General features: G+C 48.9%; 8 protein-coding genes, 3 tRNA genes and 3 rRNA genes. 3 read left to right on the top strand and 11 right to left on the bottom strand.

Going from position 1 to position 13,069, the window contains the following annotated elements; translation table 11 throughout:
* The first annotated feature begins 37 nt into the window (after positions 1-37).
* Together FBF26_00800 and FBF26_00795 are read left to right on the top strand one after the other, a co-directional pair.
* Positions 38-841 carry an ROK family protein gene (locus tag FBF26_00800; protein ID QJU09803.1) on the top strand — a complete coding sequence of 268 codons (804 nt, stop codon included), beginning with the start codon at positions 38-40 and terminating at the stop codon, positions 839-841.
* On the top strand, positions 807-1,283 hold the full coding sequence (locus FBF26_00795) for a hypothetical protein (protein ID QJU09802.1): 477 nt from the start codon (positions 807-809) through the stop codon (positions 1,281-1,283). Before FBF26_00800 ends, FBF26_00795 begins: the two co-directional genes overlap by 35 nt.
* A gap of 44 nt (positions 1,284-1,327) precedes the next feature.
* Here the strand turns inward: FBF26_00795 and FBF26_00790 are convergent, their stop codons facing one another.
* From FBF26_00790 to FBF26_00750, 9 genes are all read right to left on the bottom strand, one after another.
* Positions 1,328-1,603: a hypothetical protein gene (locus FBF26_00790; GenBank protein ID QJU09801.1), complete on the bottom strand. Its 276-nt coding sequence runs from the start codon at positions 1,601-1,603 to the stop codon at positions 1,328-1,330.
* Positions 1,604-2,061: 458 nt separating this feature from the next.
* The gene (locus FBF26_00785) at positions 2,062-3,954 is read right to left on the bottom strand and encodes a hypothetical protein (protein ID QJU09800.1); all 1,893 of its coding nucleotides are present in this window, start codon (positions 3,952-3,954) and stop codon (positions 2,062-2,064) included.
* Positions 3,955-4,042: 88 nt separating this feature from the next.
* Positions 4,043-4,151 (bottom strand): 5S ribosomal RNA (gene rrf / locus FBF26_00780).
* A gap of 191 nt (positions 4,152-4,342) precedes the next feature.
* Positions 4,343-7,453: ribosomal RNA gene (locus tag FBF26_00775) — 23S ribosomal RNA — on the bottom strand.
* A gap of 272 nt (positions 7,454-7,725) precedes the next feature.
* Positions 7,726-8,865 carry a dihydroorotate dehydrogenase (quinone) gene (gene pyrD / locus FBF26_00770; protein ID QJU09799.1) on the bottom strand — a complete coding sequence of 380 codons (1,140 nt, stop codon included), beginning with the start codon at positions 8,863-8,865 and terminating at the stop codon, positions 7,726-7,728.
* 20 nt (positions 8,866-8,885) lie between these two features.
* On the bottom strand, positions 8,886-9,734 hold the full coding sequence (locus tag FBF26_00765) for a hypothetical protein (protein QJU09798.1): 849 nt from the start codon (positions 9,732-9,734) through the stop codon (positions 8,886-8,888).
* A 266-nt stretch (positions 9,735-10,000) separates the two neighbouring features.
* Positions 10,001-10,077 (bottom strand) — tRNA-Val (locus FBF26_00760).
* Positions 10,078-10,155: 78 nt separating this feature from the next.
* Positions 10,156-10,232 (bottom strand) — tRNA-Ile (locus tag FBF26_00755).
* Positions 10,233-10,283: 51 nt separating this feature from the next.
* Positions 10,284-10,360 (bottom strand) — tRNA-Ala (locus FBF26_00750).
* A 64-nt stretch (positions 10,361-10,424) separates the two neighbouring features.
* Between FBF26_00750 and FBF26_00745 the strand changes: the two genes are divergently transcribed.
* Complete coding sequence (locus tag FBF26_00745; GenBank protein QJU09797.1) at positions 10,425-10,661, top strand: hypothetical protein; 237 nt, start codon at positions 10,425-10,427, stop codon at positions 10,659-10,661.
* A gap of 278 nt (positions 10,662-10,939) precedes the next feature.
* On the opposite strand, the gene FBF26_00740 is transcribed toward FBF26_00745, so the two are convergent.
* Both FBF26_00740 and FBF26_00735 read right to left on the bottom strand, forming a co-directional pair.
* Positions 10,940-12,420, bottom strand: a 16S ribosomal RNA gene (locus FBF26_00740).
* 210 nt (positions 12,421-12,630) lie between these two features.
* Complete coding sequence (locus FBF26_00735) at positions 12,631-13,068, bottom strand: divergent PAP2 family protein (GenBank protein ID QJU09796.1); 438 nt, start codon at positions 13,066-13,068, stop codon at positions 12,631-12,633.
* Between the last annotated feature and the right edge of the window lies 1 nt (position 13,069).

Raw genomic sequence — 13,069 nt, 5'->3', positions numbered from 1 at the left:
TATTGTCACCACTCTCGTAAAGGGGTATACTAGTTTCATGATTATTGCGATTGATACTGGAGGCACAAAAACATTGGTCGGACGATTTACCGACAACGGCACGCTAGAGACAACAACTCGGTTTGCCACCCCAACAGATATTACAGCATATATCAAACAAGTCGTTGAAACCATTACCGTAATTGCCGAGGGCGCACCTGTTACAGACATCTCGATCGGTCTACCCGGCACCGTCACTGACGGTGTCGCTACATATTGCATTAACCTCGGCTGGTGCGAGGTGCCCATCCGCAACCTCCTGGCCGAGCACTTTCCCGACGCCCAAATCATCCTCGAAAATGATGCCAACCTCGCTGGCCTCGCCAGTATACGTCGCCTTGAGCCACAGCCAGCCTGCGGCCTCTACGTCACTATCGGCACAGGCATCGGCACCAGCATTATCCTCAACGGCACACTCCACCCCAGCCTACGTAGCAGTGAAGCCGGTCATATGCAAGTTGCGTATCAGTCAACCATCGATTCGTGGGAAAACCTCACTTCCGGACGAGCGCTCAGTCAACAGTTTGGTGAACTATCGGACGCAACACCGCCCGAAGCTTGGTTTGAGGCTGCCAAGAGACTCAGCTTAGGACTGCAGGCACTGATCGCTGCTATTCAGCCAAACGTTATCGTTATCGGCGGCGGTATCGGCCGCTACACCGATAAATTCTCTGCATCACTAGCCGGACTTATCACCGAGAAACTACCGTCATTTATCACCTGCCCGCACATCGTTGGTGCAGCACACCCCGAGGAATCTGTGCTCTATGGTTGCTACGATAACGCTATCGCCCATCGTTAAGCAGCTGGCCAGCGACTACCCAGAGTATCAGTTCCAGGCTGGCGATGTTTTTTCGTGGTCGCACCATTCACGGACTATCACTTATATCAACGAGGCGTCACCAGCCGCTATCGCCCAGCTGCTCCACGAAACTGCCCACGCCATCCTAGACCATCATCACTATACTCGTGACATTGACCTCATCGCCATGGAGCGCCAGGCCTGGGAGCTAGCTGTCCATCAGTTAGCCCCGCGCTATAACATTACTCTAACTATGAATGACGACGTCGTTCAGGATGCGCTCGATAGCTACCGCAAGTGGCTACATGCCCGCAGCACGTGCCCGACATGTAGCGCTGTCGGCATAGAAATCGTCAAGCACCACTATCGCTGTCTCCACTGCGCTAGCAACTGGCGCGTCAACGAAGCTCGATCCTGCGAACTCCGCCGCTACCGCAAATAGCCCTCTATGGAAAGAGGGCTACCGCATCATTTTAAGCAGTGTGGCTACGCGGCCAGTGTCACGTCGTCTTGAGCCGTTGCCTGCACTGTTGATACTGTCGTTGTCGGATTAACGGTTGTCGTGGCCGTCGTCGTTACCTTACGCCGACGAGAAATGCGACCACCTTTAGCACCAGCGATCCGTGCCAGAGCTGGGTTTGCCGCAAAGCCACCGGTCCGTCCGTTCCGACCGCCCTTCGCGCCGATCTTGGCATAAAAGTCTGGGTCACGCGCTAAGTTTTTCGCTGCCGCTTTCATACCGCCAATTTTTGTACCTGCCATGTGAGTTTTCCTCCCGAATTAAAAAGATTTCCACATCATCTACTATGGAAACCCTCGCCTTTATATATCACACATGATATGTGTTATGTATGCATATTATCATACTGCTCATACTTTGTCAACATTTACATAAGCCGTTTTTATTGTGAATAAAATATTGCAATCAGCGATTTACTTCGCTATAATGAGATCTGTCACACCTTGTGACGGCACCTGTTGGAGCTTAGAAATGATGAGTTCCACCACTCAAAAACCACCCTTTCTGCGAGATGGGTGGTTTTTGATTGTGAAAGGAATTTCGCCAATAGCTAAAATTATCTAGGTCAAAATTACTCCGACGACGAGAAAAATACATATACCCACCTTCAACTTTCCGACCACAAAGCCCGCGTCTATAGAGCTATCTCAATAACAAAGACGCGGGGCCCCCGACTATACCATCCTCACTTCAGTACCGATTAATGCACCGCCAACAGCTGCGCCGCCGGCCCAGCACCAGCTGTCATCGCCACAAACTGTGCTCTTGTCCAATAGAGTCGTCCCGAGATCGGGTCATTAACATAAAATCCAAGTGGATCGTGCGGTTCACCCCGAACCCCAACAATGAGACGCACATGCATCGGTATCGGCCCACTGACCGTCCGACCTGACGGCGTCCTCCAACTATCAATTTTTGCGCCAATCCGCCATACGCCCCACGCAATGACTGGATTACCATTGTGAATTTGCTGTGCTACGAAATTCGCATTGGCGCCATATGCCACTGACGTTCCGCGGCCATATTGACCGGCCGCCCGCGCCACCGGACCGGCATATACACCCCAGCCCGTTCCCGCACCTTGGTTGCCGTTTACGTCGCCCACAAACTGCACATTCGGATCGTCCCACTCATTTGTCGCCTTGTCTCGCGAGCGCGGACGATACCCAAAACGCTGCAAGATATTCCAATCACTATCATGCACACCACGATATGCCAAGGCCATACGCAGTGAGGCCGCTTCGCAGCTTTGGGCGTACGCCTGACGATAGAATGGTACGTTATTGAGTTTGACGACCCGTGAATTAGTTGTGAACGATGTCGCAATTCGCTCCACACTCGGCAGTCCAAACACTGGCTGTACGCCTGGCTCTGCCCAAACCTGAACTTGCCGCTGGAAGCCCATATTGACCACCCGAGCAACCATCGTATTACCACGCCAGGAAATACTCTGAACTGTACCAGATGAAGTCCTGAGACGGTCCTGGGCGCTCTTGTGGTCAACTGCCTGATCAAAGGTTATCCGTACATCCTGCGCCGCTTGATCAACAGTGGTTCGCCACGGGGACGCCCCTGCACCACGCACATGCCCATTAGTGGTAAATGTCTTTTTTACTTCCTCGACGAGAACACCTCCACGAGCTGTCCGCAAGCCTTTAGGAATGGTGTATGTGTACGTTTTGCCCGGCTCCAATTTATCTGCCTTAAACACGTACTCGGTATCGCTCCGCCACGAACCATTACCAGCCGTGTCAACCGCTATATTTGACCGATCCTTTGCATCAATTGCTTCCTGAAATGTCAACTTCAATTCGTCTGATGGCGTCACTGAATGCTCTTTAATCGGTGAACCAATCGCTGGTAGCGGCGCACTTTTCACCGTAAAACGTTTTAACTCTTCCTTCTGGGCTTTATCGTATAACTTGAAGGTATACTGCGTGTCAGGTGCTAGTAGGCCAGCGTATTTCCATGAAAATGTTTGATCATCCGACGACTCACGCTTCAGCTCAAGCGCTGGCTCAGTCGTCAATTCTAGATCACGCAATTTACCCGCCCGTGAGCCTAAACGCACCGTCAACGCCTGATCCATCGCGATCACTTCTTTACCATCCAGTGACGCCGTGTCCACTCGTGGTGCTTTTTGCGTCTTGAACGATACATCATGGATCGTTGCATGACCAAACAGCGAACGTCTCACCCCCGGGAACGCCACGGTGTAATTTGTATCAGCTGTCAGTGGCTGGTCGGGCGTAAACTCCATCTCAAAAACGCCGAACAGCTGTCGCTTTTCGCGCCACACGCCACGCACTTCTGGTGTAATCTTCGGTTTTACTTCGCCCAGTTGCTGACTAAACTTTAGGCGAACTGGACGGTCGACTTCCTGTAGGGCTTCATCGGACACACGCTCGACGCTGACATTACCACGTGTTGTAATAACAAATAACGTCCCAACTACTATCACCGCCAAGGCAACGATACCGCTACTAATAATAACCCACGATTTTGGCCGCCTTAACCAAGACGCGCATATCGCCACAACCCCCCTACGTTCCGGCCTAAGGGACTCTGGCTGTTCTGTTTGTTTTTTATCCATTTCCCCATTATTATATCATACTTATGCTACTCGCAAGCACCTCTGGCAAAACTGAAAAAAGACCCCCTATTCGGAAGTCTTTTTTATAATTCGGCACCGTGCTAGTTTCCCACTTTCGCAGTATAATCGCCGCTGAGGAGCTTAACTTCTGTGTTCGGGATGAGAACAGGTGTTTCCTCCTCGCCATGGGCACCGAAGGAGGGGGTTACGACGCTTGGTTCCGCATATACTCCGCGGTGGGCCAAACCCCTTTCTTCGATGTCCAGTTTACTGCACGGAATTGAATTGTTAATTGACTGGCACTCGTTGAAAAGCACCAATTACTAGTCAAGTCTACCTTATCCGCGAGCGTTATGCAAGCATAAACGCTAGCAGACAAGGACATAAAAAGGCAATGGGACTATTAGTACGCTTTAGCTCCATGCATTGCTGCACTTCCACCTTGCGCCTATCAAACAGATAGTCTTTCTGTGTCCTCATAGGGAAACCTTATCTTGAGGTTAGTTTCGCGCTTAATATGCTTTCAGCGCTTATCTAGTCCGCACATAGCTACTCGACAATGCAGCAGGTGGCCACAATCGATACACCAGAGGTGCGTCCGCCCCGGTCCTCTCGTACTAGGGGTAGATCCTCTCAAGTTTCCTATCGTCCATACCGGATATAAACCGAACTGTCTCACGACGTTCTGAACCCAGCTCGCGTACCACTTTAATCGGCGAACAGCCGAACCCTTGGAAGGTGCTCCCCCTCCAGGATGTGATGAGCCGACATCGAGGTGCCAAACAGCGCCGTCTATGTGAACTATTGGGCGCTATAAGCCTGTTATCCCCAGGGTAACTTTTATCCGTTTGCGCTGTCGATCCCACATTCATGTACAAATGTACGTACAGCGGATCACTTGCTCCGACTTTCGTCTCTGATTGGAATGTACTCCTCACAGTCAAGCTGGCTTATGCGCATACACTATCACTTCGATTTCCATCCGAAGTTAGCCAACCTTTGAACGCCTCCGCTACTCTTTAGGAGGCAACCGCCCCAGTTAAACTACCCACCATACACGGTCCGCTAACCGGATAACGGTCAGCGTGAGAACACAATCACAACAAGGGTGGTATTTCACTTGGTGACTCCACAAATACTAGCGTATCTGCTTCAACGTCTCCCACCTATGCTACACATGTTGAAACCGTATTCAATGTAAAGCTGTAGTAAAGCTCCATGGGGTCTTTTCGTCCTGGTACGGACAGACGGCATCTTTACCGCCAATGCACTTTCACCGAGTCCTTCGCTGAGACAGTGCCCACATGATTACTCCATTCGTGCGGGTCAGAACTTACCTGACAAGGAATTTCGCTACCTTAGGACGGTTATAGTTACCGCCGCCATTGACTAGGGCTTCAGTTCGCACCGTGAAGCGCTCCCCTTAACCTTCCAGCATTGGGCAGGAGTCAGCCCCTATACATCCACTTTCGTGTTAGCAGAGACCTGTGTTTTTGATAAACAGTTCCGTGGGCTCTTTTGCTGCGGCCCCCACATCGTTAGATACAAGAGATTCGCGTTCAAAAGAGCAATTCGTTTGCTCGTGTCTCAGAAAATTCGTTTTGTGATTAAAAATGTACTCTTTAACCTATTATTCACTGAGTGAACGCGGCTGATATCCACCGAAGTGGGGGCAGACCTTATCCCGAAGTTACGGTCGCTGTATTGCCGAGTTCCTTAGCGAAGGTTCGCTCGTAAGCCTGAGTCTACTCGACTCGAGCACCTGTGTTGGTTTGCGGTACGGGCGGCTAAGTCCACGCGTACACCTGCTTTTCTAGCCAGGGCTTTCACCAAAATCGCGACTCCGAAGAATCACTTTCACTCCCTTTGCGTTCCCGCTCGGTTGGACGGATAAACCATGAATCCGCTTCGATTACTTCCCCGTGAACAGTGTACAAAACTTAACCGGTTCAGGAATATTAACCTGATGTCCATCGCCTACGCTCTGCGCCTCGGCTTAGGCCCGACTAACCCTGAGATGATTACCATGGCTCAGGAAACCTTGCTCTTACGGCCGAGAGGATTCTCACCTCTCTTATGGTTACTCATTCCAGCATTCTCACTTCCTACCGCTCCACCGAACCTTCCGATTCGACTTCACCGCTGATAGGAACGCTCCTCTACCACGCCAGATAAATCTGACATCCATATCTTCGGTATAACGTTTTAGCCCCGTTACATTTTCCACGCAAGATCTCTTGACTAGTGAGCTGTTACGCACTCTTTAAATGAATGGCTGCTTCTAAGCCAACATCCTAGCTGTTTAAGAAATCTCACCTTGTTTCCCACTGAACGTTAATTTAGGGACCTTAGATGATGGTCTGGGCTGTTTCCCTTTCGAGCACCGATCTTAGCACCGATGTTCTAACTGCCGTGGTTACACACATGGTATTCGTAGTTTGTTAAGGGTGGGTACAGTTGCCCGCCCCAGTCCTTTACAGAGCTCTACCCCCATGTGCTACTAACACGACGCTAGCCCTAAAGCTATTTCGAGGAGAACCAGCTATCTCCGAGTTCGATTGGCATTTCACCGCTAACCACAAGTCATCCAAACACTTTGCTGCGTATCCTGGTTCGGTCCTCCACCACCTGTTACAGTGGCTTCAACCTGCTCATGGTTAGGTCACCCGGTTTCGGGTCTAATCCTTACAACTAAACGCCCTATTCAGGCTCGCTTTCACTGTGGCTCCGTCAATTGACTTAACCTCGCTGTAAAAATTAACTCGCTGGATCGTTCTACAAAAAGCACGCCGTCACCGGACAAGCCGGCTCCGACTCCTTGTAGGCACTAAATTTCAGGATCTATTTCACTCCCCTCCCGGGGTTCTTTTCACCTTTCCATCGCTGTACTAGTTCACTATCGATCGTATATTATATTTAGCCTTGGCTGGTGGTCCAGCCAGATTCAAACAGGGTTTCTCGTGCCCCGTCCTACTCGATAAAACATACATAAGGTCAGCGTCGTTTTCGCGTACACGGCTTTCACGTTCTTTGGCTAGTCATTCAAACTATTCTGCTAACCACGCAATTTCTTACCTTACTACCAGTTGATAGCCTGGTATCGCAAATCAGATACCTTCAAATTGTTCTGAAGTTCTCTGACTTGGTCATATGTAATATCACAACCCCTTATTAAGTATTCGTCTATCAACTTATTTGCCTAAATAAATAGGCAAAAACTTAAAAGGTTTGGGCTGTTGCGATTTCGCTCGCCACTACTTTCGCAATCGTTATTTACTTTCTCTTCCTCATCCTACTAAGATGTTTCAGTTCAGATGGTTCCCGCTCGCTTGCCTATGTGTTCAGCAAGTGGCAACATGACATGACTCATGCTGGGTTTCCCCATTCGGAAATCCCCGGATCAAAGCTTGTTGACAGCTTCCCGAGGCTTATCGCAGTCTTCCACGTCCTTCATCGGTAATATACGTCTAGGCATCCATTTAGTGCCCTTGAGTACCTTTTTATGCATTGACTTAACTAGTAGTTGCTACCTTGCAATTACTGTTACCGTCAATTAAAAACTCAATTTCTTCTCTTCAAATTGTTAATGATCATGCCTCACGCTTGAGTGCACATCTCGACCCGTCAAAATAACGTCATCTAATCTACACTCAACGATACTATCACCACTGCCCTCGCACATTTTGCAGTGTATTGCCAGAGGTTCTCCTGAACATTCGCGTAACTAGTAATCAACTATACAGCAGCCGAAGTTGTTTTGCAAGAGTTTTTTCAAAGTTTTTTCGTCTTTTTTGACCGGCTGCGAAAATCCGCGCCAACTGCCTCGGAGATATGAGAAAAACCGTCTTTTTTCAATAGCTCCACCAATCCGCGATTGATTTGCCCAACCAGCTGCGGTCCTTCAAAAAACAGACCGGTAATCAGCCCTACTAGGCTGGCGCCAGCCTTAATCTTGGCGTACGCATCCTCAGCCGAAAACACTCCACCAACGCCAATGATCGTCAACCGGTCGCCATATTTCTTATACGCATGGCGAATCAGCTCTAAGCTGTGTTCGCGCGTTGGCGCACCACTCAGCCCACCGCGAATTTCATCAGTCAGCGAATCTTTGATGTTAATTTTACTACGGTCTTTGATCAGATTTGCCACCGTCACACCTTGGATATTATGCCGAACAATAACCCCTAGCAGCGCATCAAACTGCTTTATGTCATATAGATGTGGCATTTTCACCCAGAACGGTACGTCACGCGGCACGATATCAAGTGTTGTTAATAATGCATCGAGCGACTCCGCCTCAATAAACGGCTCCTTGCCGGCATTAGGGCATGATATGTTAATTTCTACAACACTCGCCAATTTGTTGTGAATAATATATTCTGTTGCTTTTTTTACGTCATTAATGATCGCCTGTTCGGCTGGATAGCCACCAGCCTGCTCAATCGTTGTTTTATTTGCAATAACCGCCACAGAGATCACACTGACTGCGTTGCTTGACCGACGGGTGTTTCGTTCGATATAGTTACGGATCTTTCGCAAACCTTTATTCGGCATACCCGCAAAAACTACGACTGACTTCGTCCTCGGCAAGCGATGAAACCACGGCCGTCGATTCCCCTTCCTCGGCTCTAGTGTCACCGACCCACCCGAAGCAAACCCAAAACCAATGTCTTCCATTAGTGACAACAGCTGAATATTTTTATCAAATCCTGCCGATAAGCCGATCGGGTTACGAAAAGTGATGCCGCTCACTTCCTGCTGAAGCGAGTTGTCTTGAAAACCCCACGACTTACGGATACCCCACCGAACAGGCGGTAGAGCCTGCGCCACGCGACCGCAAAAAACAATCAGCTTATGCGTAAAGTCTGGCGTTAACAAAAATAATAGGGGTTTTATAACATACTTATACATCTACTTACAGTATAGGGTAATTATTTATTAAAAGCGATATTATCCGGGTTTATATTCCATGAGGCAGCATTCATCCGAAACTTATTGGCATCGTAATCAGCCTCCTTAATGACTCGCTGTCTATGATCTGTTAATGACTCTTCACCATCCAACCCTACTGGATTTTCCCCAACCGCAAAACCAGGAGCGATGGCTAATGGGATAGCTCCCGTTTCCCTGCCTTCAAAAGCACTCTCATACTGAAAGTAAACCTCTTCAACTATCCTCAGTAACTTGTCTTTAGACTCCTCAAATCCATAAAATACTATCGGATCTCGTCTTGTTTCCAGCCGCCCAGCGGCTAGTCCGGCGCAATAGTCAACCGCCTTGTCTACAAGGTGCTTGGTGTAACCACTTGGCGCCATAATCTTTGCCTGAAAGCGAAGCCTCTCTCTTGTAGCTTTCGCAAAAATCTTTTTATAGATATCAAGACTATCTTGTAACTGAGGATTAAGATATATTCTTACCGTTGGGTATTTGTTGAGGGTTTTACCATTTTCCCGCAGAAACTCCAAAGAGTTATGTTGTATCCAAAGTAGGCTGCATTCATCTGCCAACATTTTTTCCTTTATTTGATTACCCCCGCCGTACCTCTGTCGATATTTGTCAGAAAAAGCATAGAGCCCTTCGATATGCTGACGCACTCCTGTCCTATAAAACTCGACATCATCGGGGTTGTTCACTGACGTGTCGGTATCAAGCCGCCCCAACACCTCTTCTATAGAATTACCTGGCATCTTTCTTGCCTCATCAAACGATTGAGGAAGTCTAGTATATCGCTCCGCAGAAGACGCATTGAGTGCAGCGCCCCCCCATCGCCCGTTTTTCATGGATAATCTCATGTGCTAACTTATAAAAACCTGCATCTTCAAGGTCCTTATCAAACGCAAGGTGCGCAATAGTCTCTTGTTAATGTCGTCAAGATCATCGTAGGCAGAAAACTGCCGCACAAAACTCAAGCGTTCACCATATGGATTATTTTCTAAATTACGTTTGTTCTTTACCATATACGCCTAGCATAATAGCATAGTTTACTGCATATGTCAATCTCGACACCTCTAAATAAAAACACCCCCAAACGGGATGACTATTTATTTGGTGGGCGACAAGGGACTCGAACCCCTGACCCTCTCGGTGTAAACGAGATGCTCTAGCCAACTGAGCTAGTCGCCCTTATCAAAAACGTGATGGGTAATAGGATTACCCATCAAAAGGTCATTATACCTCGCTCTGTTCAACACAATGACGTTATGGTGGGCGATGAGGGACTTGAACCTCCGACCTCGTCATTATCAGTGACGCGCTCTAACCAGCTGAGCTAATCGCCCTCATTGCAGTCTTGGTGGAGTGTCGTAGACGTAAGCCTACTTCACCCCATATGGTGGAGGCACAGGGACTCGAACCCTGGACCCCCTGCTTGCAAAGCAGGTGCTCTAGCCAACTGAGCTATGCCCCCATCTCGCCAAGACTTTATTCATTGTACCGTATCTTTTTTATTCTGGCAAGTGTATAATGGAGATATGTATTATAAATTTACCTTTGGATCTTTTTTTGTCGGGCTCATCGTTTTGATTATCGGTGCCGTCATGACCGTATATCATCAAAAACTGGCAGACAATCTCGCGAGCGGTATCAGTAGTTACGAGCGCTTTAAGTTCTGGGGTCTGGTCGTCTGTGGAGTTGGCTTTGGGATTATGCTGTGTCTCCACACTATCCCGCTGGGCTGGCTGGCAGAGTCGCTATTTGGTCGCCGATAGTTCCGCAGACCACACTGTACTGATTCCTGCCTATATTCAAGGGTACTACGCAGAGAGTCCCGTCATTAGCTATAGACGGACAAAACACCCTCCACATAGGAGGGTATTTCCATATTAACAACTTGATTGTGCAATTCATCAATCGGCTTATCGTAGAGAAGGTTTTGAACTTTGTCTCGTCCCTAGAAGGACTATTGTAAATATGTAAGCTCAGCATATTTACGAGACCGACCTAGCTCAATTTGTGATTGCTCGACAAATTGGCATCTATTCTCCCTAGAAAGGAGGTAATCCATCCGCACCTTCCGGTACGGATACCTTGTTACGACTTAACCCCAATCATGCCCCCCACCTTAGGCCGACGAATCGGACTTCGGGTGTTGGTCACTTTCATGGTTTGACGGGCGGTGTGTACAAGACCCGGGAACGTATTCACCGCAACTTGCTGATTTGCGATTACTAGCGATTCCGACTTCATGCAGGCGAGTTTCAGCCTGCAATCCGAACTGGGACTAGCTTTGATGCGATTTGCTTCACCTCGCGGCTTCGCTGCGCATTGTACTAGCCATTGTATTACGTTTCTAGCCCAGGACGTAAGGGAAATACTGACCTGACATCATCCCCTCCTTCCTCCCCGTTACCGGGGCAGTCCAAGTAGAAAAATACAACTACTTGCAAGGGTTGCGCTCGTTGAAGGACTTAACCTAACATCTCACGACACGAGCTGACGACGGCCATGCATCACCTGTCACAGGGTTCCAAAAGGCACAGTCTACTTTCATAGACCTTCCCTGGATGTCAAGCCCTGGTAAGGTTCTTCGGTTATCATCGAATTAAAGAACATAATCCACCGCTTGTGCGGGTCCCCGTCAATTCCTTTATGTTTTAGCCTTGCGGCCGTACTCCACAGGCGGGATACTTAACGCGTTAGCTTCGCTACTGAAGGGGTCGATACCTCCAACAGCTAGTATCCATCGTTTACGGCGTGGACTACCCGGGTATCTAATCCGGTTCGCTCCCCACGCTTTCGTGCCTTAGCGTCAGAAATGGTCCAGTCACCTGCCTACGCCATCGGTGTTCCTTCTTATATCTACGGATTTCACTCCTACACAAGAAATTCCAGTGACCTCTACCACTCTCGAGTAAGCCAGTTTGAATAATAGTCTGTATGGTTGAGCCACCAGGTTTCACTATTCACTTGACTTACCGCCTACGCAACTCTTTACGCCCAGTCACTCCGGATAATGCTCGCACCCTACGTATGACCGCGGCTGCTGGCACGTAGTTAGCCGGTGCTTATTCATGAGTTACCGTCATATTCTTCACTCATAAAAGAAGTTTACAACCCGAAGGCCTTCATCCTTCACGCGGCGTTGCTCCATCAGGCTTTCGCCCATTGTGGAAGATTCCTCACTGCTGCCTCCCGTAGGAGTCTGGACCGTGTCTCAGTTCCAGTCTGGCTGATCATCCTCTCAGACCAGCTATGGATCGTCGGCTTGGTAGGCCATTACCCTACCAACAACCTAATCCAACGCAGGCTTCTCCCAAAGCGGATAAATCCTTTAATCCGAAGACCATATGCGGCATTAGCTACCCTTTCGGGCAGTTATTCCTCACTTTGGGGCAAATTCCTACGCGTTACTCAGCCGTTCGCCGCTCGCCGACAGGGTGCAAGCACCCCTCGCTGCCGCTCGACTTGCATGTGTTAGGCACGCCGCCAGCATTCATCCTGAGCCAGGATCAAACTCTCCGTTAAAAATCTACTTTGTATCAAAGTATTAAGGCTCTACAAAAATATAAACTGACGATGATATTGCACAATCAAATTGTTAAAGACCATAGTCGGGTTTGTGTACCGCTCTCGCTTCACCTAACACATTAGTGTGATTGTCGCTTGGCTCGCACTCCAGCAACCAGACTGATATTCATCTTACCTAATCTTAGTGGTCAGGTCAAGGGTTATTAGCAATTATCTTGTAGCGAAAATTACAACAAATGTTACAACCACGCCCAGAACTGCTCCGACAAGCATTTCTGGAAGCGTATGACCATGTGCTACCCTGATTGTCGACAGCTTTGGATAGTCTTTTTGCACGACTCTATTTAGCAAGTCACCTTGTTGCCCGGAAGAAAATCGCACCATCACCGCATCGTACAACACAATTGCCGCAAACCACGCAGCCAGGCCAAACAGCGGACTTTCCCACCCCTGGTAGTAGCCGATGGTCAGCGCAAGCGACACTACCGTTGCACTGTGAGCACTCGGCATACCGCCCGAAAACAATACCGGCGAACGAGGGTTCGACTGCGTAACTCGACGATTACGGCCAAACAGCCGGGCCAGATGCTTTGATGACTGCGCTACAAACCACGCGATGCCCGGTATCAGGATGTATTGCATCGGCACT

The sequence above is a fragment of the Candidatus Saccharibacteria bacterium oral taxon 488 genome (assembly GCA_013100825.1).
In the GTDB taxonomy this organism is placed as follows: Bacteria; Patescibacteriota; Saccharimonadia; order Saccharimonadales; family Saccharimonadaceae; genus Nanosynbacter.
This window is presented reverse-complemented; position numbering and strand designations above follow the sequence as displayed.